The following is a 22,643-nucleotide window of genomic DNA, read 5'->3' on the forward strand; positions in this document are numbered from 1 at the left end:
AGCAAAATACCGAGGAGAATGGCAGCGAGAATGCGAACCGCCATGCCGCGGGCGCGACGTACCACCCGACCCTGCCAAACTATCCTATCGCGTCCTGGAAACAGAAAGGGCAGCACGGTTTGCCGCGCTGCCCTTTCGTGATTGACCGTATCCCCACACGGCCCGTCCCCCGTATTCCGATGATCCAGAGTCTTCTGGACAGACTCGGCAACAAAATCAACCGCAGATTACATCACCACAACCGTCGCGCCAACATCGACGCGCTCATAGAGGTCGACGACGTCCTCGTTGCGCATGCGAATGCAGCCCGACGACACGGCGCCGCCGATCGTCCATGGCTGGTTGGTGCCGTGGATGCGGTAGAGCGTCGAGCCGAGATAAAGCGCGCGCGCGCCGAGCGGGTTCTCGACGCCGCCAGCGACATAGGTCGGCAGATAACGGCCTTTGGCGGCCTCACGCGAAATCATCACCGCCGGCGGCCGCCATTCGGGCCAGACCTTCTTCTGCGAGATCTTGTGCTTGCCGGCCCATTCGAAGCCCGGCTTGCCGGTGCCGACGCCATAGCGCCGCGCCTTGCCGTTGCTCTCAACCAGATAGAGGAAATTCTCCCGCGTATCGATGACGATCGTGCCCGGTTTCTCCGGACCGTCATAGGTGACTTCCTGCGGTAGATAGATCGGGTTGATTTGCGGCCGTGCGACCAAGCGCTTCTTGGCCGGCGCCTGCATCGCGGCCGTGTGCAGCTGAGCCGGTTGCGCCTGCCGTTGAGAACGGCGCTGCGGCTTTTGCATCTCTTGCCGGTTCTGGCGGACGATGCCCGGCGCGCGGCCAAGCTGCAGCACCCAGGGCGCCGAAAGGTCGGGACTGACCATCACCGGCGGCCTGTCTGCATAACGGTCATTGGCGCTGGAGGATGTAGCGGCAGTGGCCAGCACGGCTGCGGCGCCAAGCAGCGGGAACAAAAATGTCTTCATCGGAACGCACCTTGATCGTCGAACACGCCGGGGCAAAAGCGTCCCCGATTGCGCGGACATTGAACGCGGAGCGGCAACCGAAACGTGAATCGGAATGCGTAAAATGCTGCATTGTCAGTAAACCTTTCGGTGTGGTTACCGGCCGGTTCAGGAATCTGGTAAAGCCGCGGTAAAGGCAGCGCTGAGGCGCATTAACCAATGGAATTCCGCCATGGATGAGAAGACAGGCCTGCTCGCCGGACCCGATGGGTTCGCACGCTGCTTCTGGCACGGCAATCTGCCGGATTATCTGCACTACCACGATCACGAATGGGGCCGGCCGGTCACCGACGACCGCAGGCTGTTCGAAAAGCTCTGTCTCGAAGGCTTTCAGTCGGGCCTGTCCTGGCTGACCATATTGCGCAAGCGCGAGAACTTTCGCGAGGCGTTCGCCGGCTTCGATATCGACAAGATCGCCGCCTTCACCGAACAGGATGTCGAGCGCCTGCTCGGCAATGCCGGCATCATTCGCCACCGCGGCAAGATCGTCTCGACCATCAACAACGCCAAGCGCGCGCGGGAATTGGCCGACGAGGCCGGCTCGCTGGCGGCCTGGTTCTGGAAGTTCGAACCCGGCCCGGACGAACGGCCCGAAATCGTCGATCTCGCCCATCTGCGCGCCAATCCGACCACGGTAGTCTCGGTGCGGATTTCGAAGGAGCTGAAGAAGCGCGGCTGGAGCTTTGTCGGCCCGACCACCGTCTACGCCTTCATGCAGGCCATGGGCCTGGTCAACGACCACCTCGAGGGCTGCGTCTGCCGCGAGCAGGTCGAGGCGGAGCGCAAGGCGTTCAAAAGGCCGAAGTAGGGGCGCTCAAAAACTCAAGCGCCGCCGGCGCCGGCCAAAAAAAGTCCGGCGACGATGGCCGCCACCGTGGCGAGGGCTGGGTAGATCACCAGCAGGCCGGTCACCAGCGCATCGCGCATGGTCGGTCCTGTGCGCTCGTCCGCCGCCACCTCGAATGGTCCTGCCATTTGGGCTGCAGGCCTCGGTGCATGGTGATCGGCCGGCCGCAACTGGGCGGGCAACTCGCGGGGGCCGCTGTCGATGATGTTGAATTGCCGTGCCGTGGTCATGCCCCGAACCCTTTGTTTCGGCGCGCTTTATCAGCTGCGATTGTGTCGGCACGATGCCGCGCTTATGGCGGAATTGTTTCGTTTTGGCCCGGTTTGTTTCAGGAATAGTCCGGCTGGCGGCCACGATAGGTACCAGTGTCTGATCGGTTTGCGCCGTCCCTCATCTGGCTGCCGCCATCTTCTCCCCGTAAACGGGGAGAAGGACGCCCTATAGAAGATTTCGCCAATTGCTAGCGTTGCAGGAAGGCCGCCGAGGGTGCGGCCAGCGAGCTTCTCCCCGTTTACGGGGAGAAGCTGCCGGCAGGCGGATGAGGGGCAGCGCGGCATTATCGGAACTGTTCCTCACGGCGAGACAGGTTGCAAACCCTTGCCGCGCCAAGCCCCATCGGTTAGGACACGCCCACTCCAAATAAGTCAGCTTTTACCTAGCAAAAAGACCCATGCCATGGCCGACAAATCGGAAAAGATGAAAGCGCGGCTGCCGCGCGGGCTTGTCGACCGCGGCGCCGAGGATATCCGCGCCGTCGAGAAGATGATGGCGACGATCCGCTCGGTCTATGAGCTGTACGGCTTCGAGCCGGTCGACCAGCCGCTGATCGAATACACCGACGCGCTGGGCAAGTTCCTGCCCGACCAGGATCGGCCGAACGAAGGCGTGTTTTCCTTCCAGGACGACGACGACCAGTGGCTGTCGCTGCGCTACGATCTGACCGCGCCGATGGCCCGTTTTGTCGCTGAAAACTTTGAGCGCCTGCCAAAACCCTATCGCAGCTACCGCTCCGGCTGGGTGTTCCGAAACGAGAAGCCTGGCCCCGGCCGCTTCCGTCAGTTCATGCAGTTCGACGCCGACACGGTCGGCACGCCGGGCGTCGCCGCGGACGCCGAGATGGCGATGATGATGGCCGACGTGATGGAAGCGCTCGGCATCAAGCGCGGCGACTACGTCATTAGGGTCAACAATCGCAAGGTACTCGACGGCGTGCTCGAGGCGATCGGCCTTGGCGGCGACGAGAATGCGGGGCGTAGGCTGACGGTGCTGCGGGCGATCGACAAGCTGGACAAGCTGGGCGTCGAGGGCGTGCGCTTGCTATTGGGTGCAGGGCGCAAGGACGAAAGCGGTGATTTCACCAAGGGCGCGGGCCTGGACGAGGATCAGCAAACTTTCGTTCTTTCCGCGACTGCACAGGCATTCGAACTGTCCGAAACGTCACCGGTCGGTACACGAGATCTATCGGATATGGCCGTCACAGATGATGGCAGGCTGTTCTATGACAATATTGTCGGAGCGAAGATTTCATGGAGCGTGGCGCGAAACGAAACGGGTAAAGCCGGGGCTCAGGAGCTTTTGGAAATTGCCACGCTTTGCGAAGCCGCAGGATATGGCTCGAAGCGCATAAAGATCGACCCCGCCGTCGTCCGCGGCCTCGAATATTACACCGGCCCGGTCTACGAAGCCGAACTGCTGGCCGAAATTCCCAATGAAGAGGGAAAAATCGTGCGCTTTGGCTCGGTCGGCGGCGGTGGCCGCTATGACGGGTTGGTCTCGCGCTTCCGTGGCGAGCCGGTTCCGGCGACCGGCTTTTCCATCGGCGTCTCCAGGTTGATGACGGCGCTGAAGAACCTCGGCAAGCTCGATACGTCAGATGTGATCGCGCCGGTCGTCGTGCTCACCATGGACAAGGACACGGAAAGTCTCGGCCGCTACCAGAAGATGGTGGCCGAGCTGCGCGCCGCCGGCATCCGTTCCGAAATGTATCTCGGCGGCGCCGGCATGAAGGCGCAGCTCAAATATGCCGACCGCCGCGGCAGCCCGGTTGCCATCATCCAGGGCGGCGACGAGCGGGCGAAAGGCGAGGTGCAGATCAAGGACCTGATCGAGGGCGCCCGCATGTCGGCGGAGATTGCGGACAACGCTGAATGGCGCGCGGCGCGGCCAGCTCAGGTGACCGTAGCGGAAAGCGAGCTGGTTGGCGAGGTAAGGAAGATACTGGCGGCGCAGGCGGAGGAGCGGGCGCGTGGCAAGTAGAGGTCGCGTTTCGTCGCGCCCCCCTCTGTCCTGCCGGACATCTCCCCCACACGGGGGGAGATCGGCCGTCGTCATCGTTTTCGCCAATCACCGACGCTGGAAGGCTGGAGCTGCCATTGAAGCTGCCGATCTCCCCCCAAGTGGGGGAGATGTCCGGCAGGACAGAGGGGGGCGCCGTGGAGCGCCGACCTCCGCGCTCCGTCCAGCACCCCTCATCCGTCTTGGCGCTGCGCGCCAATCCACCTTCTCCCACAAGGGGAGAAGGGAAGGGCGCCTGCCATGACCTCCCGCTACCCCGCCATCGCATCAGACATCACAAAGCTCTTCGCCGCGCGAAACACGCATGCGGTCGAGGTGGCGGTGCTGCAGCCGGCCGACCCGTTCCTCGATATGGCCGGCGAGGATTTGCGCCGGCGTATTTTCCTCACCGAAAGCGAGACCGGACAGACGCTTTGCCTGCGGCCGGAGTTCACCATCCCGGTCTGCCTCGACCACATCGCCAGCCAGGCCGGCACGCCGCGCCGCTATTCCTATCTCGGCGAGGTGTTTCGCCAGCGCCGCGAGGGGGGAAACGAGTTTTTCCAGGCCGGCATCGAGGATCTCGGCGACGGCGACATCGCACAGGCCGATGCCCGATCGCTGGCCGATGCGCATGCGCTGCTTTCGCTGGTGCTGCCGGGCCAGGAACTAGCGATGACGCTCGGCGACCAGACTGTTTTCGAGGCGGTTCTCGCCGCACTCGGCCTGCCGCGCGGCTGGCGCATGCGGCTGGCCCGCGCCTTCGGTTCGGCGGCGATGCTGGAGGCAGCGCTTGCCGACCTCGCCAACCCGCCGCGCAACGGCCAACTCGCCGGCGCGGTCGCAGCCCTTGTCCTCGACTGCAATCTGGAAGCGCTTTCCTCGCATATCGCCGGCGGCATGGAGCAGGCGGGTCTGTCGGCGTCCGCCGGCCGGTCGCCGACAGAGATTGCGCGGCGCTTGATCGAAAAGGCCGAGCTGCGCAGCGTGCGGCTGTCGAACGAGGCGTTTTCGGCGCTGAAGGATTTTCTGGCGATCGATGTGGGGCTCGACGGCGCCGCTCAGGCACTCGAGACTTTCGCGGCCGGCGCCGGGCTTTCGCTGGGCGCGGCACTGGAGAATTTTTCAGCGCGCGCCAAGGCGATTGAAGCTCTTGGCCTGCCCACGGCAAAAATCCGCTACGACGCCGCTTTCGGCCGCCCGCTCGATTACTACACCGGCCTGGTCTTTGAGATCGCGGCGGAAGACGGCGAGCGGCCGTTGGCCGGCGGCGGCCGCTACGATCGGCTGCTGACGCTGCTCGGCGCAAAAACGCCGATCCCCGGCGTCGGCTTTTCCGTCTGGCTCGACCGCATCGAAGCACTGCGGGAGAAGGCGAAATGATCACGCTGGCGATCCCGTCGAAGGGCCGGCTCAAGCAGCAGGCGCTGGAGGTGCTGGCCAAGGCCGGGCTTGCCGTCAGCCTGTCCGGCGACGAGCGCAAATACCGCGCCCGCATCGAAGGCGTGGAAGCGGTCGAGGTGGGGTTCCTGTCGGCGTCAGAAATCGCAGGCGAAATCGGCCAGGGCTCGGTCGACCTCGGCATCACCGGCGAGGATCTGTTGCGCGAAAACCTCGCCGACTGGGAGGTGCGCGCGGAGATCGTCGCCCGCCTCGGTTTCGGCAATGCCGATGTCGTGGTGGCGGTGCCCGACATCTGGCTCGACGTCGATACGATGGCCGACCTCGACGATGTCGCCGCCGATTTCCGCCAACGCCACGGCCGGCGGCTCAGGATCGCCACAAAATATTGGCGGCTGACGCAACAGTTCTTTTCGCAAAAGCACGGCATCCAGGTCTATCGCATCGTCGAGAGCCTCGGCGCCACCGAAGGCGCGCCGGCGGCGGGATTGGCCGATGTCGTCGTCGACATCACCACGTCAGGCTCGACGCTGCGCGCCAATCATCTGAAGGTTTTGGCGGACGGCGTCATCCTGCGGTCGCAGGCCTGCCTGGTTGCATCGCGGAAGCCGCGCGCGGCGGCCGACGAGACTGTTCTGCGCGACATCGCGGCGAAGATGGGTGCCTTCCCTCCCCATTGAGCGAGGGTGCCTCGCGAAGCGAGGCGGGTGGGGTCGTCTCGCGTCGAGCACTGCCGCAACGACCCCACCCGTCCATCCGCCTTCGGCGGCTGTCCACCCTCCCCTCAAGGGGGAGGGATGGCGCTCCTTAACCATCAACGGCATTTCCACCACCCTGGCAGGCTGATAGACTCGATCGCCTGCGGAGGAGACGGCGATGCCGATCAATCTCGACGAGTTGAAGAATGCCACCGACCTGCGTGGCCGCCGCCCGCGCAATGACGCCACGTTTGTCGCGCCGGTCGACGGCCGGGCGCATGTGTCGGGCGAGCGCACCACGCCGCTGCTGCAACAGACCATCCCGGCACTGCTTTCCGATACCGTCAGCAAATACGGTACGCTCGATGCCGCCGTCTTTGTCGACCAGGACAAGCGCTTCACCTGGAGCGAACTTTCAGACACGGTGGACGCGCTGGCGGCAGGCTTCCTGGCGCTCGGCCTGGCAAAGGGCGACCGCGTCGGCATCTGGTCGCCCAACCGCTGGGAATGGCTGGTGACGCAATTCGCCACCGCGCGCATCGGCCTGATCCTGGTCAACATCAACCCGGCCTACCGGCTGACCGAGCTGGACTACGCGCTGAATAAGGTCGCCTGCCGAGCGCTGGTCACAGCCGTCAAATTCAAGAGCTCCGACTATCTCGGCATGATCGAGACACTGGCGCCGGAGATCGCGACTGCGACACCGGGCAAACTTGAGGCGAAAAAGTTGCCGGCGCTAAAAATCGTCATCCGCATGGGCGAGGAGAACTCGCCCGGCATGTTCAATTTCGCCGACGTGCTGGCGATGGCCGGGCGCGACGAGCATGACAGCCTCGACCGGATCTCCGAGGGGCTGAAGCCCGGCGACGCCATCAACATCCAGTTCACGTCAGGCACGACAGGCGCCCCCAAGGGCGCGACGCTGACCCACAACAACATCGTCAACAACGGCAATTTCGTCACCTCGGCGATCAGGCTCACCGTCAACGACCGGCTGTGCATCCCGGTGCCGCTCTATCACTGCTTCGGCATGTCGATGGGCACGATCGGCTGCGTCACCAAGGGCGCAACGATGGTTTTCCCGGGCGAGGGGTTCGATGCCGGCGCCACGCTGAAAGCGATGGCAGCAGAGCGCTGCACCGCTCTCTACGGTGTGCCGACCATGTTCGTCGGCCTGCTCGATCACCCGGATTTCCAGTCCTTCGATCTCACCAGCCTGCGCACTGGCATCATGGCCGGCTCGCCGTGCCCGATCGAGGTGATGAAGAAGGTGGTGTCGCTGATGCACATGGCGGAGGTGACAATCGCCTATGGCATGACCGAGACCAGCCCGGTATCGTTCCAGAGCAGCGTCGACGACCCGCTGGAAAAGCGCGTCTCGACCGTCGGCCGCGTCCATCCCCATGTCGAGGTCAAGGCGATCGATGCCGACGGCGCGACTGTTGCGGTCGGCGCGCCGGGCGAACTCTGCACGCGCGGCTATTCGGTGATGAAGGGCTATTGGGACGACGAGGAAAAAACCCGCGAGGCGATCGACCGCGACGGCTGGATGCACACCGGCGACCTCGCCACTATCGACGCCGAGGGTTATTGCAACATCGTCGGCCGGGTCAAGGATATGGTCATCCGCGGCGGCGAGAACGTCTATCCACGCGAGGTCGAGGAATTTCTCTACCGCCACCCCAAGATCAGGGAAGTGCAGGTGTTCGGCATCCCCGATCCGAAATTTGGCGAGGAGCTTTGTGCCTGGATCGTGCTCAAGCCGGGCCAGACCGCCACAGAGCCGGAGATCAAGGCCTTCTGCGCCGGCCAGATCGCCCACTACAAGATCCCGCGCTACGTCCGCTTCCGCAGCGAATTGCCGATGACGGTGACCGGCAAGCCGCAGAAGTTTCTCATGCGCGAGGCGATGATTGACGAACTGGGGCTGGTGACGCCGAAGACGGCTTGAAGCGCCCTGATCGACGCTGCAGCCATGCAGCTTTCCGCGACCGACCCAATCCGGCTGTTACCTCGCGCGAGACCTCAATTGGCTCCATAGATCGTAGCCCGCAAGGAGGACGCCGATGCCGACCGCAACGCCTAGATCCGGATGCGGGACGAACCGGATTACGACACCGAAAAACGCCAGAAAGACAACAAACGCCAAGACGGCCAGGAAGCGGCTCAAATTCATCTGTTGTCCTCTCGCCGCAGCATCGCCCTCTCAGCCCCCGTAAATCAGGTTGGGCAGCCCGTACACGATCTGCGGGAAGATGTAGATGATGACCATGCACAGGATGACGATCAACATATAGGGCATCATTCCGCGGAAAATATCCGAAAGCTGAACATGCGGCGGCGAAATGCCCTTGAGGTAGTAGGCCGACATCGCCATGGGCGGCGACAGAAAGGCCGTCTGAAGGTTGACCGCGACGAGCACGCCGAAAAACAGCGGATCGATCTCGAAATGCGCCAACAGCGGCAGGAAGATCGGAACGAAGATCACGATAATCTCCGTCCATTCCAGCGGCCAGCCCAGGATGAAGATGATGATCTGGGCGACGATCAGAAACATCAGCGGCGACATGTCGAGGCCGGTGACGAAATCGCTGATCAATTGCTGGCCTCCCAGATAGGCAAAGACCGAGGCGAAGGTCGCGGAGCCGACGAACAGCCAGCACACCATCGCGGTCGTGCGCGCCGTCAAATAGACGGACTCCTTCAGGCGTTGCCACGTCAGGGCCCGGTAGGCGGCGGCCAGCACGACGCCGCCGAGCGCGCCGATGGCGGCAGCCTCGGAAGGCGTGGCAAGGCCGAACAGGATAGCGCCGAGCACCGCGAGGATCAGGACCGCCAGAGGGACGAAGGAAGTCAGCAGCATCCAGCTGATTTGCAGGGCCGAATAGTGCCCTACCTCGTCTCGGGTCGGTTTCGGCGCCACCTGCGGCTGCAGCACCGCCTTCGCCACCACATAGATCAGATAGAGGCCGGCAAGCAGCAGTCCTGGAAGCAGGGCTGCAGCATACATACGGACCACCGAAACACCCGCCGTCGCGCCATAGACGATGAGCAGAATGGACGGCGGAATGAGGATGCCGAGGGTTCCGCCAGCGCAGATCACTCCCGAGGCATAGCTGATGTCGTACCGCGCCTTCAGCATGGCGGGAAACGCCAGCAGGCCCATGAGTGTGACGACCGCGCCGACGATGCCTGTGGCCGTGGCGAAAAGGGTGCAGGTGATGAGGGCGGCGACGGCCATGGAGCCGGGAACGCGCCGGGTGGCGATATAGAGGGTGCCGAAAAGGCGCTCGATGATATTGGACCGCTCGACTATGTAGCCCATGAAAAGGAACAGCGGGATGGCGGTCAGCACGTCGTTCGAGATCACAGAATATGTCTGATTCACAAACAGATCGAAAATTCGGTTGTTGAAGAAGCCGCCGATCCAATGCTCCGTAAGCGTCCAGCCGTCGGCGCCATCCTCAACCGCCCGTTCGTAGGCGCGCCACATCCGTCCCGGATTTAAATAAGCGTAGTAGCCAAAGGCGACCCCAAGCGCCATCAAAGTGAACGCAACCGGGAAGCCAAGGAAGATCGCCAGAACCAGAATGAGCAGCATCGCGACGGCGACCTGAGGATCGCTCATCTGTCTTCTCCGTCGCGGTCTGGTTGATTGTCGGGGTGGAGGAATGGGAGGTCGACTGCTTCCGAACCGTGATGCAGAACATCGAGCGTCTTGGCTTCCATCAGCACTTTCTCGGTCTCTTCCACGTCTTCAGCCGCGCGCGGCCATGTTCCGGTTCGTAGACAGACGACGCAGCGGAACACCTGTGCAATCCCCTGCACGAAGAGCAGGATGCCTGCCGCCACGATGACGGCCTTGAACTGGAAGATCGGAATCCCGGCCGGGCTGTTCGAGCTTACTTCGAGATAGCGGAAGCTGCGTGCGGCATACTTCCAGCCGGCCAGAATCAGCGCCGTGACGCCCGGGAAGAAGAAAATGAAGTAGAGGACAAGTTCGACCGCCGCTTGCACGCGCGGCCTCCACAGACGGTAGATGAAATCGCCGCGCACATGCCCGTCTCGCGACAAGGTGTAAGCGCCGGCCATCATGAACATGGTGCCGTAGAGCATGTAGCTGAGGTCGAATGCCCACGCAGTCGGCGCGCTGAACAAGTATCGCACGACGACCTCATAGCTCACGCCGAGCGTCATGACGACGACGCTCCAGGCGAATACCTTTCCAAACCATGCCGAAAGTTCATCGGCGAACGCAATGTAACGGAGCATCTACTGGGTTCCGTCAGATACAATCCGGTGGTCCGCAAGACCGCCGGATTTGCCGAAGCGGAGGCACGATTAGAGCTTCAGCTTGCCGGGGAAGTAATGTTCGTATGCCAGTGTCAGGTCGGCTGAATTCATAAGCTCGTAGTAGACAACGCGTTCGACCCATTGGCGCTGGCTATCGAGCACCCGCTTCATGAACTCATCTGCCTCCAGCGTCGGGATGATCTTGTCCCAAGCCTGGAGTTGTGCGTCGAGAATCTCCTTCGAGGTGCGGTGCACAGTGACACCGTGCTCGGTCTGCAGTTTCTGCAAGTCGGCCGAATAGTTGTCGAGGGCAACTGCGGTGGTCGCGGTGCTGGCCGCCTCCACGCCATATTCGAGAATGGCCTTCAAATCGTCGTCGAGGTCGTCGAATACGTCCTTGTTGAACAGGAATTCGAACGACTCGCTCGCCTGATGATAGGACGACAGGATATAGTTCTTGGCGACGTCCTGCGAACCGAAGCGAAGGTCGGATGACGGATTGTTGAATTCGAAGGCGTCGATAACCCCGCGCTCCATGGCCGGCACGATTTCACCGCCGGGCAACTGCGCCACGCTGAGGCCGAGGTTTTGCATGAGATCGGCGGCAAGACCCACCGTCCGATATTTGAATCCCTGCAGTTCGGCGGGGGTCGTGACAGGATTCTTGAACCAGCCGAACGGCTGCGCCGGCATCGGGAAGCCATAGAAGCCGACCACGTTGAGGCCCATGATCTCCTGCGTCAGCTCGCGGTAGAGATCCTTGCCGCCGCCCTGATGGAACCAGGCGAGCATGGTGGTGGCGCTGCCGCCAAACACAGGGCCAGTTCCGAAAAGCGACGCGGCCTTGTGCTTGCCGTACCAGTAGACGGGGACGGTATGCGCGGCGTCGATGACGCCGTCATTGACGCCATCCAGCACCTGGAACGCGCCTACAACCGCACCCGCGGGCAGGAGCTCGAACTTCAGCCGGCCGCCCGACATCTTTTCGACGCGCTCTATGTATAGCCGCGCGAAATCCATCCAGATGTCCGAAGCAGGCCAGGAGGTCTGCATCTTGATGGTCACGGGCGCCTGCGCCAGTACGGCCGGGGCCGAGAGCGTCGTCGCTGCAGCCGCGCCGGCTGTGATGGCGGTGGACTTCTCCAGGAACCCGCGACGCGAGATTTTCTTGTCGGACATTTACTCCTCCCATTTGTTGTAAACGCTTCTGCCACAACCAGAATATGCGAACTCGCCCCTTGCGCAACCAGTTTCGCTGCCGGTGACATCGGGCATCGGGCGCTCGGTCTGGCACAAGCGCCAACATGTTTCCGCATTCGACGATTTTTTGTAGTCGGCGCTTATCCTGTTCTGGCCTCCATAACGAATGTAGGACTGCTGCGCCGCATGCCAAGTCGGTCGTAACGACGGGTTGGCCGTCCGCGGAAGGACCCTGTTTATGGAGGCATCGGCCCCTTGCTCGCAGCTTGATAACGAGATTGAGGTCAATCGGACTCTCTGACCAACATCCTCCACCTCAGGCCGCCAGCACCGCCTGATCCAGCCCGCGGATGATCTTGGCCAGTTCGACGCACTCGTCATGCCGGACCTTGTTGCGCCGCCAGGCGAGGCAGATCGTGCGCTGCGGCATCGGCTCCTGGAACGGAACGATCTTCAGATCGGGGATAGTGCTGGCCGGCCCTGCCGCCATTTCCGGAATGAGCGTGACGCCGAGCCCGTGCGCCACCATCTGCAGCAGCGTCGTCAGGCTGGTCGCGCCATAGCTCGCCATTGCCACTGGCCGCACGCTGCCGCACACGGCAAGCGCCTGCTCGCGCAGGCAGTGGCCTTCCTCCAGCAGCATCAGCCTTTCCAAGGCCGGGCTTTCCGGCGGCACCGGCGGCGAGGCGAATGCCGGATCGCCGGCCGGCACGGCAAGGAAGAAGCGGTCGGAGAAAAGCGCCTCGGCGATCAGGCCGGGCTGATCGAGGGGAAGGGCCGCGATGAAGGCGTCGAGCTTTCCCAGGGCGGTGTCCTCGACCAGCGACGCGGTCACCGCTTCACGCAATTCGAGCTGCAAGGCCGGGAAATGCCGTTTCAGTTCCGGCAGCACATGCGGCAGCAGATAGGGGGCGACCGTCGGGATAATGCCGAGCCGGAAGCGACCCTCCATCGCGGGGCGGCCGCGCCGCGCCGTTGTCTCGATCTCGCGGATGTCGGCAAGAATGCGCTCGATACGCGGCAGCATGGCCAATGCCTCGTCGGTCATCCGAACCGATTTGCCGCCGCGCTCGAACAGCCGGCAATTCAGCCGCAACTCCATCTCGGCGATCTGCGAGGACAGCGCCGGCTGGCTGACGCCGGCGAGCTTCGCGGCGCGGCCGAAATGCCGCGTCTGTGCCAGCGCCTCGAAATACTGCATCTGCCGGACGGTTAGACCTATCATAAGCAAAACCTATCGCAACAAACAGGAAAGGCAATTTGTTTTTATCGGAAATGGAGTCTAGTCTGGAACCATTCCAGAATGGCGTGGCTCAGGGCCCGCCGGGAAATCAACAAATCCCCGGAAAATCAACAATCCCGGAAAACGACAAATCGGAGAGAACGATGGACGCAAAGACCGATGACACCAGCGCGGGAAAATGCCCGGTCGTGCACGCAACCGCTGCCAGGGCCAATCGCGATTGGTGGCCGAACCAGCTGAATGTGCAGGTACTTCACCAGCAGTCCGCACTGTCCGATCCGATGGGCGAGGCATTCGATTACGCCAAGGAGTTCAAAAGTCTCGACCTGAACGCCGTGATCAAGGACTTGCATGCCCTGATGACAGACTCGCAGGGGTGGTGGCCGGCCGACTTTGGCCATTACGGGCCGCTGTTCATCCGCATGGCCTGGCACAGCGCCGGCACCTACCGCATTGGCGACGGCCGCGGCGGTGCCGGAGCCGGCCAGCAGCGCTTCGCGCCGCTCAACAGCTGGCCGGATAACGTCAATCTCGACAAGGCCCGCCGGCTGCTGTGGCCGATCAAGCAGAAATACGGCCGCAAGATCTCCTGGGCCGACCTGATGATTCTCACCGGCAACGTCGCCCTGGAATCGATGGGCTTCAAGACCTTCGGTTTCGCCGGCGGGCGCGCCGACGTCTGGGAGCCCGAACAGGACATCTACTGGGGCCCCGAAGGCAAGTGGCTGGCCGACGAGCGCTACAGCGGCGACCGTGATCTGCAAAACCCTCTCGCCGCCGTGCAGATGGGTCTGATCTACGTCAACCCGGAAGGGCCGAACGGCAATCCTGATCCACTGGCCGCGGCGCGCGATATTCGCGAGACCTTCGCGCGCATGGCCATGAACGACGAGGAGACCGTCGCGCTCATCGCCGGCGGACACACCTTCGGCAAGACCCACGGCGCGGGCGATGCGACGCTGGTTGGCCCCGAGCCGGAGGCCGCCGGCATCGAAGAGCAGGGGCTCGGCTGGGCGAGCACTTTTGGCACCGGCAAAGGCGGTGATGCGATCGGCAGCGGCCTGGAAGTGACGTGGACCACGACGCCGACGAAATGGGGCAACAACTTCTTCGACAATTTGTTTGGCTTCGAATGGGAGCTGACCAAGAGCCCGGCCGGCGCGCACCAGTGGACGCCGAAGGGCGGCGCCGGCGCGGGCACTGTGCCCGATGCGCATAACCCGGCAAAGCGTCATGCGCCATCGATGCTGACCACCGACCTCGCTCTGCGGTTCGATCCTGCCTACGAAAAGATCTCCAGGCGCTTCCATCAGAATCCGGACCAGTTCGCTGATGCCTTCGCCCGCGCGTGGTACAAACTGACCCACCGCGACATGGGCCCGATCGTGCGCTATCTCGGCCCGCTCGTTCCCAAGGAAGAGCTGCCGTGGCAGGATCCTATCCCTGCAGTCGATCATGTGCTGGTCGACGAGCTGGACGTGGCCGCCCTGAAGGCGAAGATTCTCGCCTCCGGCCTTTCGGTGCCGCAGCTGGTCTCAACGGCCTGGGCGTCCGCCTCGACCTTCCGTGGCTCCGACAAGCGCGGCGGCGCCAACGGCGCGCGCATTCGCCTCGCGCCACAGAAGGACTGGGACGTCAATCAGCCGGCTCAACTGGCGAAGGTGCTGGAGAAGCTCGAAGCGATCCAGAAGGAGTTCAATGCCTCGCAGTCCGGCGACAAGAAAGTCTCGCTTGCCGACCTGATCGTCATTGGCGGCGCCGCCGCCATCGAAAAGGCTGCGAAGGACGCCGGCAACGACGTCAAGGTTCCGTTCACGCCGGGGCGCATGGATGCCTCGCAGGAGCAGACCGACGTCGACTCCTTTGCCCCGCTCGAACCGATCGCCGACGGTTTCCGCAACTATCAGCGCGGCCCGCAGCGTTTGTCCCCCGAGGAGGCGCTGGTCGACCGGGCGCAATTGCTGACGCTGACCGCGCCGGAGATGACAGTCCTCGTCGGCGGGCTGCGCGTGCTCGGCGCAAACGCCGACCAGTCTAGCCACGGCGTCTTCACCAGTCGGCCTGAGACGCTGACCAACGACTTCTTCATCAACCTGCTCGACATGGGTACGGTGTGGAAGTCGACATCGGAGGCCAAGGAATTGTTCGAAGGACGCGACCGGGCGACAGGCGCGCTCAAGTGGAGCGGGACCCGCGTCGACCTCATCTTCGGTTCGCATTCCCAGCTGCGCGCCCTGGCGGAAGTCTATGCGACCGCGGACGCGAAGGAGAAATTTGCCAATGACTTCGTGGTGGCGTGGAACAAGGTGATGAACGCCGATCGCTTCGAACTCGCCTGATCCAGGAGCGTGATCCCGAAAGTGGAATCCGGTTTTCGGAAAAGATCATGCTCAAACAAAACGACAGAGCCCCATCTCGATTCCATCTGGATGGGGCTCTAGCGCCAAAGTCCGGAGCGGGTATCGGTCCGCCTGCGTTAAGTTTTTCGAGTCTCAACAAGAAAGGCGCGGGCCAGGCCCGCGCCTTTCTGATTCAGCCCTTCGGCCTTCAGTCCTTCTCGAAGATGCGCGTCTTGGCGACCACTCCGGCGATGGCGCCGCCGATCAGCGGTGCGACGATGAACAGCCAGAGCTGGCCGATCGCCGCACTTCCCGAAAACAGCGCCGGGCCGATCGAGCGGGCCGGATTGAGCGACGTGCCGGTCACCGGAATGATGGCGAAATGCAGTCCCGTCAGCGTCAGGCCGATGACGAGGCCGGCAAAGGCCGTCGCGTGGCTAACGCTGGTGACGCCGAGGATCACCGTGACGAAGGTGAAGGTTCCGATCAACTCCCACAGGAACGCCGAGCTGACACCCCACTTTGTCGCATCCCAGCCATTGGCGCCGAAGCCGCCGGTGTGGCCGCCGACCTGTCCGGAGACGATGATCCACAGCGCCAGCGACGCAATGATGGCGCCGATGGTCTGTGCGATCCAGTACGGGATGACGTCCTTGGCCTGCATCCGGCCGGCAAGGAAGACGCCGAGCGTCACCGCCGGGTTGAGATGCGCGCCCGAGATCGGGCCGATCGCATAGGCCGCCGCGATCAGGCCGATGCCGAATGCCAGTCCGATGCCTTCCTGGCCGAGCGGCAGCGCGCCGCCGAAGCCGCCCGTCACCACCGAAGCCGTGCCGATGAACACCAGTAGAAATGTGCCTAGAACTTCCGCCAGATAAGTCTTCATCGCCCTCTCCTTGTAATTTCCCGTAGATTCGCTTGCAGTTCTTGGCGAATCACGCAGCGGAAGACTATCGCAACTTCAAAAGTTTGAAAGCATAGCAATGCGAGGGTCGCCGATGCCAACAGAGCTGCGTTCGATCTGGCATTCTCACGGGGGTGAGGGTGAGGGCGGCACAAGCCTGAAGCGAGTGCTCTCTGCCTCTAAGATTTCTCTAGGACTCTCACCGCTTGTGCGCGCCGGCCGCGCGCTTTAGAGCAGGACCCCGGAATTGATTTGCTGAGTAACGGATACCAAGATGCGACTGGGCGGACGGCTGGCAGCGGCCATCGAAGTGCTGGAAGATATCGGCCGGCGGCACCGGCCGGTGGCCGATGCGCTGAAGGATTGGGGCCTGTCGCACCGCTTCGCCGGCGGCGGCGATCGCGCCGCGATCGGCAACATTGTCTACGACGCGCTGCGCCGAAAGCGCTCGGCCGGCTGGCTGTTGGGCGAAGATGCGCCGCGCGCCATCGGTTTTGGCGCGCTGCTGCTTGAATGGAACCAGACGGCGCAGTCGCTGAATGAAGCGCTCTACGGTGACAAGTTTGCGCCGCCGCCGTTGAACGAAGATGAACTGAAGGCCATCGCTGACCGCCGGGTCGACGATGCCCCGCCGGCGGTGCGGGCCGATATTCCGGATTGGTGCGAACCGCTTTTCGAGCAGGCCTTCGGCGCCAGCTGGGTCGACGAAGGTGCGGCGCTGGCGACCCGCCCGCCGCTGGACCTCAGGGTCAACACGCTGAAGGCCGATCGCAACAAGGTGCTCGCCGAACTGGCCGAGACCGGCGCCAGGGCTGCACGAATTGCGCCGCACGGCATCCGCATCCCGCCGATCGCGGGCGACGGCAGGCACCCGAACGTGCAGGCCGAACCGGCTTTCCAGAAAGGCTGGTTCGAGGTTCAGGACGAAGGCTCGCAGATCGCCGCCACGCTGGCTGGCGCCGAGGCCGGGATGCAGGTCCTCGACTTTTGCGCAGGAGCCGGCGGCAAGACGCTGGCCCTGTCGGCGGCGATGGACAATCGCGGCCAGGTGTTTGCCCATGATGCCGAAAAGGCGCGGCTGGCGCCGATCTTCGACCGCATCCGCCGCTCCGAAAACCGCAACGTGCAAATCGTCACCAAGCCGGCGGAACTCAGCGCCCTCTCTGGCCACATGGAAATCGTCCTGGTCGACGCGCCCTGCACCGGCAGCGGCACCTGGCGGCGCCGGCCCGATGCCAAATGGCGGCTGACGCAGAAGCAGCTCGATGCACGCAAGGGCGAGCAATCGGCGATCCTCGATGCCGCCAAAGCCTTCGTCAAACCCGGCGGGCTGCTGGTCTACATCACCTGCTCGGTGTTCGACGAGGAGAATGGCGAGCAGGTCGCTGCCTTCCGGGAGCGTAACAGCGGCTTTGTCCCGATTGATCATCGCCGGCTCTGGGACAGCCGCTTTCCCGGCCACGAGGCGGCCGCGCGTGTCGGCGCCGCAGGCGGCATTTCGCTGTCGCCGGCGCTGAGCGGTACCGACGGGTTTTATGTCTGTGCGCTGCGCAAGGGCGGCTGAACATACCCGGCGAGCTTGATTGCTGCAGTGCAGCAATAGCGATTGCCTGTCGCTCATGCCTCTGCAATAAGCTTTTCTGACAGGAGCGTGACAAGCCATGGCAGCAGAGATCGTACCCGCCCCCAACTATGAGGATCGCGTCAGGGCTTCCTTCGCGCGCCAGAACGCCATGACGACCATCGGCGCCGAGTTGACGCTGGTGACGCCGGGCATCATCGAGATCGAGATGCCGTATTCGGTGGCGCTGACCCAGCAGCATGGCTTTCTCCATGCCGGCGTCATTTCGACGGCGCTGGACTCGGCCTGCGGCTATGCCGCGTTCTCGCTGATGCCGGAAAGCTCCAGTGTCCTGACCATCGAGTTCAAGGTCAATCTGCTGGCGCCGGGCCGGGGCGAGCGCTTCCTGTTCCGCGGCTCGGTGACGAAGCCCGGCCGCACCATCATCGTCGCCGACGGCCAGGCCTATGCCTTCGCTGTCGACGGCGAGGCCAAGCTGATCGCCACGATGACCGGAACGATGATGACGGTGGTCGGTCGCGATGGCATCGAAGGCTGATCCGATGCGCAAGGCCGTCAGAATTGCCGGCAGGGACGTCCTCTTCGTGATGGCGGCGCAGGCCGAATACGGGCCGCATCTGCAGCGGCTGTTCACGCCTGTAATGACAGGGGTGGGGCCGGTCGAGGCCGGCGTCAGACTGGGCGCCGAACTGTCATGGCTCAAATCTGAAAAGGCGCTGCCGGATCTCGTCGTGTCGCTCGGCTCGGCCGGCAGTCGGACACTGGAACAGACGCAAATCTACCAGGCCGTTTCGGTTGCCTACCGCGACATCGACGCCTCGCCTTTGGGTTTCGAGAAGGGCGCGACGCCGTTTCTCAACCTGCCGGTGACCGTGCCGCTGCCGTTCAGGATTCCAGGCATAAACGAGGCGACGCTGTCGACCGGCGCGGCGATCATCTCCGGCAGCGCCTATGATGCAATTGGCGAGGACATGGTCGATATGGAGACTTTTGCCTGCCTGCGAGCCTGCCAATTGTTTGGCGTGCCGCTCGTCGGCCTGCGCGGTATTTCCGACGGGGCTGCCGATCTCAGGCATGTCGGCGACTGGAAGGAGTATCTCCATGTCATCGACGAGAAGCTGGCGGATGCGGTGACGCGGCTCGAACAGGCGATCGGGACAGGCGTCCTGGAACTCGGACCATCGCATGAAGACGCGGAATCGGATTGAGACAGACGTCCTCGCAACCCATTGCGCCGACTCGTTTCTTTCTCTAAACGCTCGCCATGAAGATAGCCAATCATCCCGACACCGTCCTGATTGTCGATTTCGGCAGCCAGTTCACGCAGCTCATCGCCAGGCGTATCCGCGAGGCCGGCGTCTTTTCCGAGATCGTGCCGTTCCAGTCGGCCGAAGCCGCGTTCAGGCGCATCAATCCGAAGGCGGTGATCCTCTCCGGCGGCCCGGCCTCGACCGGCGACATCGGCAGCCCGCGCGCGCCGCAGATCGTCTTCGACGCCGGCGTGCCGGTGCTCGGCATCTGCTACGGCCAGATGGCCATGTGTGTGCAGATGGGCGGCATCGCCGAAAGCTCCGACCATCGCGAATTCGGCCGCGCCTTCGTCGAGATCCAGAAGGACAGCCCGCTGTTCGAGGGCCTGTGGGCGCCCGGCCAGCGCCACCAGGTGTGGATGAGCCATGGCGACCGCGTCATCTCCCTGCCCAAGGGATTTGAGGTGTTCGGCAAATCGGAAGGCTCGCCCTTCGCCATCTTCGGCAATGTCGAGCGCAAGATGTACGGCATCATGTTCCACCCCGAAGTGGTGCACACGCCGGACGGCGCCCGGCTGCTGCAAAACTTCGTCCACAAGATCGCCGGCATCGAGGGCGACTGGACGATGCGCGCCTACCGCGAGCACGCCGTCGAGACGATCCGCAAGCAGGTCGGCAAGGGCAAGGTCATCTGCGCGCTTTCGGGTGGCGTCGATTCCTCGGTCGCCGCACTGCTGATCCACGAGGCGGTCGGCGACCAGCTCACCTGCATCCTTGTCGACCATGGGCTGATGCGCAAGGACGAGGCATCAGGCGTGGTGGAGATGTTTCGCCAGCACTACAATCTGCCGCTCATCCTGGTCGACGCCTCGGACCGCTTTATTGGCGCGCTCGAGGGCGAGTCGGACCCGGAAAAGAAGCGCAAGACCATCGGCCGGCTGTTCATCGAGGTGTTCGAGGAAGAGGCCGAGAAGCTCGGCGGCGCCGATTTCCTGGCGCAGGGCACGCTCTATCCCGACGTCATCGAAAGCGTCTCCTTCACCGGCGGCCCGTCGGTGACGATCAAGTCGCACCACAATGTCGGCGGCCTGCCCGAGCGCATGAACATGCAGCTGGTCGAGCCGCTGCGCGAACTTTTCAAGGACGAGGTCAGGGTGCTCGGCAAGGAGCTCGGCCTGCCCGACAGCTTCATCGGCCGGCACCCGTTTCCCGGACCCGGTCTTGCCATCCGCTGCCCGGGCGGCATCACCCGCGAAAAGCTGGAGATCCTGCGCGAGGCCGATGCCATCTATCTCGACGAGATCCGCAAGGCCGGCCTCTACGACGCCATCTGGCAGGCCTTTGCCGTGCTGCTGCCGGTGCAGACCGTCGGCGTGATGGGCGACGGCCGCACCTATGAATTCGTCTGCGCGCTGCGCGCCGTCACCTCGGTCGACGGCATGACGGCGGATTTCTACCACTACGACATGGCGTTCCTCGGCGCCGCCGCCACCCGCATCATCAACGAGGTGCGCGGCATCAACCGCGTCGTCTACGACGTGACGAGCAAGCCGCCGGGAACAATCGAGTGGGAATAAAGCTCGGTCGTTCGCCAGCATTTGGTGGCTATCGGCTGCATACAGTTAACTCGTTGAATTAGAATCGTTTTACTCTCTTTGCCTATCGCTGACTATCGCCCACAAGCGGAATCATTTGGCGGTAAGCCTGACGGCATCCCTTCTCTCATCATCCTCCCTTGAAGCTAGTACCGTCACGACCTCGCTTCCTAGTACTTTAGTTAATCTTCAGGTAAGCCATTGAATTTTCGACGATATGGTCGGGCCTTGACGGTAAAATCGATGACGGTAAAATCCGGCGCTGGTATGTGGAAACGCACTTAGTTTGTCCTCGCCATGCTCACTGACATTGCACTTAAGAAGCTGAAACCAAAAGACAAAATTTACAAGGTCGCTGATCGTGACGGTATGTACGCCACGGTGTCCCCCGCAGGACAGATCTCGTTCCGATACGACTACCGAATGAATGGTCGGCGAGAGACAGTCACGCTGGGCCGCTATGGTGAGGGTGGCATCTCGCTAGCAGAGGCGCGCGACCGCTGCATTGCCGCTCGGAAAATGGTGGCAGCCGGACAATCGCCGGCGCATGAAAAGCAGCGTGAAAAGCGGCGCCTGTCTGCAATGGCCACCTTCGGCGATGCCGGCCGGGGCTGGTTTAAGGAGGCCAAGATGGCGGATAGCACGCGCTCAATGCGCAAGGCCATCTTCGATCGAGACATCTTGTCCATATGGGACAAAAGGCTCCTCACAGAAATAACAGCTGACGACTTGCGGGCGCTCTGCGCAAAGGTGCGCGACCGCGGCGCGCCGGCAACAGCCATCCATGTCCGGGAGATTGTTAAGCAGATCTATGGTCATGCCATTCTGCACGGCGGGAAGATTCCCAATCCAGCGGACGAGGTAGGGCCGGCCTCGATTGCCACGTTCGAGGCAAAAGACCGAGCATTGTCCCCCGCAGAAATCCGAATCATGCTGAACGAGTTGGAAAATGTGCCAACGTTGCCGACGATACGGCTCGGCCTAAAGCTGATCCTGCTCACGATGGTTCGAAAGGGTGAGCTGCTGGACGCGACGTGGGACGAGGTCGATTTTGAGAACGCTGTTTGGAGCATTCCCAAAGAGCGAATGAAACGGAAAAAGCCGCATAACGTCTACCTGTCCCGCCAATCCCTCGATATCCTGATTGCGCTCAAGACTTGCGCAGCGAACTCGCGATACGTGCTGCCATCTCGCTATGACGCCGACGAACCCATGTCGCGCGCCACCTTCAATCGGGTCACCATGGCCATTGTCGACCGCGCAAAAAAACAAGTATTGCCGCTTGCGCCCTTTACAGTGCACGACCTACGGCGGACCGGCTCGACACTCCTAAACGAGATCGGATTCAATCGCGACTGGATCGAAAAATGCCTTGCCCACGAAGACAGCCGTACCTCGCGCGGTGTTTATAACAAGGCTGAATATGAGCCGCAGCGTCGTCATATACTGCAGGAATGGGCGGACATGGTTGAGGCATGGGCGGCGGGCAAGAAGCACACGCCCGTACTCCAGCCGGCTGCCGGGGCGGCGATCATCCTCGATCCGATTTGACAGGTCTCGTCTTTCGCGACCGCACGTCTGGACCTGGGGCAATTTCGATCGTGCCGGCAGTCGACGCGTTTCGCCTTGCCTGAACCCAGGCCTCGACCTCTGCTAGATCCCAAACAACACAGCGAGGGGTTAGATTGAAGCGTCGTGGGAACTCGCCACGTTGCTCCATCTCGTAAATGGTCGTGTCCGATAAAGGGACAATTTCTCGCAGCTGTGACCGGCGAACAGTTCGCACGACCCGACGCGACCCAATGTGTGGCAGAACCGCCAATGGGCTAGGCTGCTCAATTTTGAATTTATCCACCTCTGGAGACTGCTGCGGTTTGACCATTTCGTACCCGGGAGGGTTGCCTTGCTGGCCAAACTTCGCGCAACTTTCCGGGATCGCGTACAGCCATCACTTGCGACCACATCTCCTCACCTACGAACGAGGGAAACTCAAAGGCGCGCCCC

General features: G+C 62.8%; 19 protein-coding genes. 11 read left to right on the forward strand and 8 right to left on the reverse strand.

Features of this window, described 5'->3' with window-relative positions; translation table 11 throughout:
- Nucleotides 1-227 precede the first annotated feature (227 nt).
- Nucleotides 228-974 carry a L,D-transpeptidase gene (locus tag NMG70_RS26875; protein ID WP_254027304.1) on the reverse strand — a complete coding sequence of 249 codons (747 nt, stop codon included), beginning with the start codon at nt 972-974 and terminating at the stop codon, nt 228-230.
- A 211-nt stretch (nt 975-1,185) separates the two neighbouring features.
- On the opposite strand from NMG70_RS26875, the gene NMG70_RS26880 reads away from it, so the two are divergent.
- Nucleotides 1,186-1,821, forward strand: a complete 636-nt coding sequence (locus NMG70_RS26880; protein WP_254027305.1) for a DNA-3-methyladenine glycosylase I — start codon at nt 1,186-1,188, stop codon at nt 1,819-1,821.
- A 14-nt stretch (nt 1,822-1,835) separates the two neighbouring features.
- On the opposite strand, the gene NMG70_RS26885 is transcribed toward NMG70_RS26880, so the two are convergent.
- Complete coding sequence (locus NMG70_RS26885) at nt 1,836-2,090, reverse strand: hypothetical protein (RefSeq protein WP_254027306.1); 255 nt, start codon at nt 2,088-2,090, stop codon at nt 1,836-1,838.
- A gap of 445 nt (nt 2,091-2,535) precedes the next feature.
- Between NMG70_RS26885 and hisS the strand changes: the two genes are divergently transcribed.
- The 4 genes from hisS (at nt 2,536) to NMG70_RS26905 (ending at nt 8,184) form a co-directional block, all read left to right on the forward strand.
- Nucleotides 2,536-4,116, forward strand: a complete 1,581-nt coding sequence (gene hisS / locus NMG70_RS26890) for a histidine--tRNA ligase (protein ID WP_254027307.1) — start codon at nt 2,536-2,538, stop codon at nt 4,114-4,116.
- Nucleotides 4,117-4,395: 279 nt separating this feature from the next.
- Nucleotides 4,396-5,517 (forward strand): ATP phosphoribosyltransferase regulatory subunit, encoded by a 1,122-nt coding sequence (locus NMG70_RS26895; RefSeq protein ID WP_254027308.1) that lies wholly within the window; start codon nt 4,396-4,398, stop codon nt 5,515-5,517.
- On the forward strand, nt 5,514-6,215 hold the full coding sequence (gene hisG, locus NMG70_RS26900) for an ATP phosphoribosyltransferase (RefSeq protein WP_254027309.1): 702 nt from the start codon (nt 5,514-5,516) through the stop codon (nt 6,213-6,215). Before NMG70_RS26895 ends, hisG begins: the two co-directional genes overlap by 4 nt.
- A 196-nt stretch (nt 6,216-6,411) precedes the next feature.
- Complete coding sequence (locus NMG70_RS26905) at nt 6,412-8,184, forward strand: AMP-binding protein (RefSeq protein WP_254027310.1); 1,773 nt, start codon at nt 6,412-6,414, stop codon at nt 8,182-8,184.
- 255 nt (nt 8,185-8,439) lie between these two features.
- Here NMG70_RS26905 and NMG70_RS26910 read toward each other — a convergent pair whose 3' ends face one another.
- The 4 genes from NMG70_RS26910 to NMG70_RS26925 all read right to left on the reverse strand — a co-directional run bounded on the left by NMG70_RS26910 (nt 8,440) and on the right by NMG70_RS26925 (nt 12,951).
- Nucleotides 8,440-9,861 carry a TRAP transporter large permease gene (locus tag NMG70_RS26910; protein ID WP_254027311.1) on the reverse strand — a complete coding sequence of 474 codons (1,422 nt, stop codon included), beginning with the start codon at nt 9,859-9,861 and terminating at the stop codon, nt 8,440-8,442.
- Complete coding sequence (locus NMG70_RS26915) at nt 9,858-10,505, reverse strand: TRAP transporter small permease subunit (protein WP_023800366.1); 648 nt, start codon at nt 10,503-10,505, stop codon at nt 9,858-9,860. The genes NMG70_RS26910 and NMG70_RS26915 overlap by 4 nt, the downstream gene beginning before the upstream one ends.
- 69 nt (nt 10,506-10,574) lie before the next feature.
- Nucleotides 10,575-11,705, reverse strand: coding sequence for a TRAP transporter substrate-binding protein (locus NMG70_RS26920; RefSeq protein WP_077379547.1), 1,131 nt, complete (start codon nt 11,703-11,705; stop codon nt 10,575-10,577).
- 337 nt (nt 11,706-12,042) lie between these two features.
- On the reverse strand, nt 12,043-12,951 hold the full coding sequence (locus NMG70_RS26925) for a hydrogen peroxide-inducible genes activator (RefSeq protein ID WP_254027312.1): 909 nt from the start codon (nt 12,949-12,951) through the stop codon (nt 12,043-12,045).
- A 161-nt stretch (nt 12,952-13,112) separates the two neighbouring features.
- Here NMG70_RS26925 and katG point away from each other — a divergent pair, with 161 nt between their 5' ends.
- A complete protein-coding gene (gene katG, locus NMG70_RS26930; RefSeq protein ID WP_254027313.1) occupies nt 13,113-15,308 on the forward strand; it encodes a catalase/peroxidase HPI in 2,196 nt (731 codons plus the stop codon).
- 208 nt (nt 15,309-15,516) lie between these two features.
- Here katG and NMG70_RS26935 read toward each other — a convergent pair whose 3' ends face one another.
- Entirely contained in the window at nt 15,517-16,194 is a 678-nt protein-coding gene (locus NMG70_RS26935) for an MIP/aquaporin family protein (RefSeq protein WP_254027314.1), read from the reverse strand.
- A gap of 292 nt (nt 16,195-16,486) precedes the next feature.
- Here NMG70_RS26935 and NMG70_RS26940 point away from each other — a divergent pair, with 292 nt between their 5' ends.
- The 5 genes from NMG70_RS26940 (at nt 16,487) to NMG70_RS26960 (ending at nt 22,190) form a co-directional block, all read left to right on the forward strand.
- Nucleotides 16,487-17,776 (forward strand): RsmB/NOP family class I SAM-dependent RNA methyltransferase, encoded by a 1,290-nt coding sequence (locus NMG70_RS26940; RefSeq protein ID WP_254027315.1) that lies wholly within the window; start codon nt 16,487-16,489, stop codon nt 17,774-17,776.
- Nucleotides 17,777-17,873: 97 nt separating this feature from the next.
- Nucleotides 17,874-18,332 carry a PaaI family thioesterase gene (locus tag NMG70_RS26945; RefSeq protein WP_254027316.1) on the forward strand — a complete coding sequence of 153 codons (459 nt, stop codon included), beginning with the start codon at nt 17,874-17,876 and terminating at the stop codon, nt 18,330-18,332.
- 4 nt (nt 18,333-18,336) lie between these two features.
- Nucleotides 18,337-19,002 carry a 5'-methylthioadenosine/S-adenosylhomocysteine nucleosidase gene (locus NMG70_RS26950; RefSeq protein WP_254027317.1) on the forward strand — a complete coding sequence of 222 codons (666 nt, stop codon included), beginning with the start codon at nt 18,337-18,339 and terminating at the stop codon, nt 19,000-19,002.
- Between the two features lie 56 nt (nt 19,003-19,058).
- Nucleotides 19,059-20,621 carry a glutamine-hydrolyzing GMP synthase gene (gene guaA / locus NMG70_RS26955; RefSeq protein WP_254027318.1) on the forward strand — a complete coding sequence of 521 codons (1,563 nt, stop codon included), beginning with the start codon at nt 19,059-19,061 and terminating at the stop codon, nt 20,619-20,621.
- 315 nt (nt 20,622-20,936) lie between these two features.
- The gene (locus NMG70_RS26960; protein WP_254027319.1) at nt 20,937-22,190 is read left to right on the forward strand and encodes a tyrosine-type recombinase/integrase; all 1,254 of its coding nucleotides are present in this window, start codon (nt 20,937-20,939) and stop codon (nt 22,188-22,190) included.
- Here the strand turns inward: NMG70_RS26960 and NMG70_RS26965 are convergent.
- Entirely contained in the window at nt 22,171-22,521 is a 351-nt protein-coding gene (locus NMG70_RS26965) for a helix-turn-helix transcriptional regulator (protein ID WP_436798464.1), read from the reverse strand. The genes NMG70_RS26960 and NMG70_RS26965 overlap by 20 nt on opposite strands.
- Nucleotides 22,522-22,643: the final 122 nt, after the last annotated feature.

This window comes from Mesorhizobium ventifaucium (assembly GCF_935822925.1).
GTDB lineage: Bacteria > Pseudomonadota > Alphaproteobacteria > Rhizobiales > Rhizobiaceae > Mesorhizobium > Mesorhizobium ventifaucium.

What these genes read in the sequence shown, in the direction of transcription:
- NMG70_RS26945 (WP_254027316.1), top strand. Translation starts at nt 17,874, where the DNA reads ATGGCAGCAGAGATCGTACCCGCCCCCAACTATGAGGATCGCGTCAGG.
- NMG70_RS26965 (WP_436798464.1), bottom strand. Translation starts at nt 22,521, where the DNA reads ATGGTCAAACCGCAGCAGTCTCCAGAGGTGGATAAATTCAAAATTGAG.
- NMG70_RS26915 (WP_023800366.1), bottom strand. Translation starts at nt 10,505, where the DNA reads ATGCTCCGTTACATTGCGTTCGCCGATGAACTTTCGGCATGGTTTGGA.
- NMG70_RS26875 (WP_254027304.1), bottom strand. Translation starts at nt 974, where the DNA reads ATGAAGACATTTTTGTTCCCGCTGCTTGGCGCCGCAGCCGTGCTGGCC.
- NMG70_RS26960 (WP_254027319.1), top strand. Translation starts at nt 20,937, where the DNA reads ATGCTCACTGACATTGCACTTAAGAAGCTGAAACCAAAAGACAAAATT.
- NMG70_RS26905 (WP_254027310.1), top strand. Translation starts at nt 6,412, where the DNA reads ATGCCGATCAATCTCGACGAGTTGAAGAATGCCACCGACCTGCGTGGC.
- NMG70_RS26950 (WP_254027317.1), top strand. Translation starts at nt 18,337, where the DNA reads ATGCGCAAGGCCGTCAGAATTGCCGGCAGGGACGTCCTCTTCGTGATG.
- NMG70_RS26895 (WP_254027308.1), top strand. Translation starts at nt 4,396, where the DNA reads ATGACCTCCCGCTACCCCGCCATCGCATCAGACATCACAAAGCTCTTC.
- NMG70_RS26910 (WP_254027311.1), bottom strand. Translation starts at nt 9,861, where the DNA reads ATGAGCGATCCTCAGGTCGCCGTCGCGATGCTGCTCATTCTGGTTCTG.
- NMG70_RS26935 (WP_254027314.1), bottom strand. Translation starts at nt 16,194, where the DNA reads ATGAAGACTTATCTGGCGGAAGTTCTAGGCACATTTCTACTGGTGTTC.
- NMG70_RS26885 (WP_254027306.1), bottom strand. Translation starts at nt 2,090, where the DNA reads ATGACCACGGCACGGCAATTCAACATCATCGACAGCGGCCCCCGCGAG.
- hisS (WP_254027307.1), top strand. Translation starts at nt 2,536, where the DNA reads ATGGCCGACAAATCGGAAAAGATGAAAGCGCGGCTGCCGCGCGGGCTT.
- NMG70_RS26925 (WP_254027312.1), bottom strand. Translation starts at nt 12,951, where the DNA reads ATGATAGGTCTAACCGTCCGGCAGATGCAGTATTTCGAGGCGCTGGCA.
- NMG70_RS26920 (WP_077379547.1), bottom strand. Translation starts at nt 11,705, where the DNA reads ATGTCCGACAAGAAAATCTCGCGTCGCGGGTTCCTGGAGAAGTCCACC.
- katG (WP_254027313.1), top strand. Translation starts at nt 13,113, where the DNA reads ATGGACGCAAAGACCGATGACACCAGCGCGGGAAAATGCCCGGTCGTG.
- hisG (WP_254027309.1), top strand. Translation starts at nt 5,514, where the DNA reads ATGATCACGCTGGCGATCCCGTCGAAGGGCCGGCTCAAGCAGCAGGCG.
- NMG70_RS26880 (WP_254027305.1), top strand. Translation starts at nt 1,186, where the DNA reads ATGGATGAGAAGACAGGCCTGCTCGCCGGACCCGATGGGTTCGCACGC.
- NMG70_RS26940 (WP_254027315.1), top strand. Translation starts at nt 16,487, where the DNA reads ATGCGACTGGGCGGACGGCTGGCAGCGGCCATCGAAGTGCTGGAAGAT.
- guaA (WP_254027318.1), top strand. Translation starts at nt 19,059, where the DNA reads ATGAAGATAGCCAATCATCCCGACACCGTCCTGATTGTCGATTTCGGC.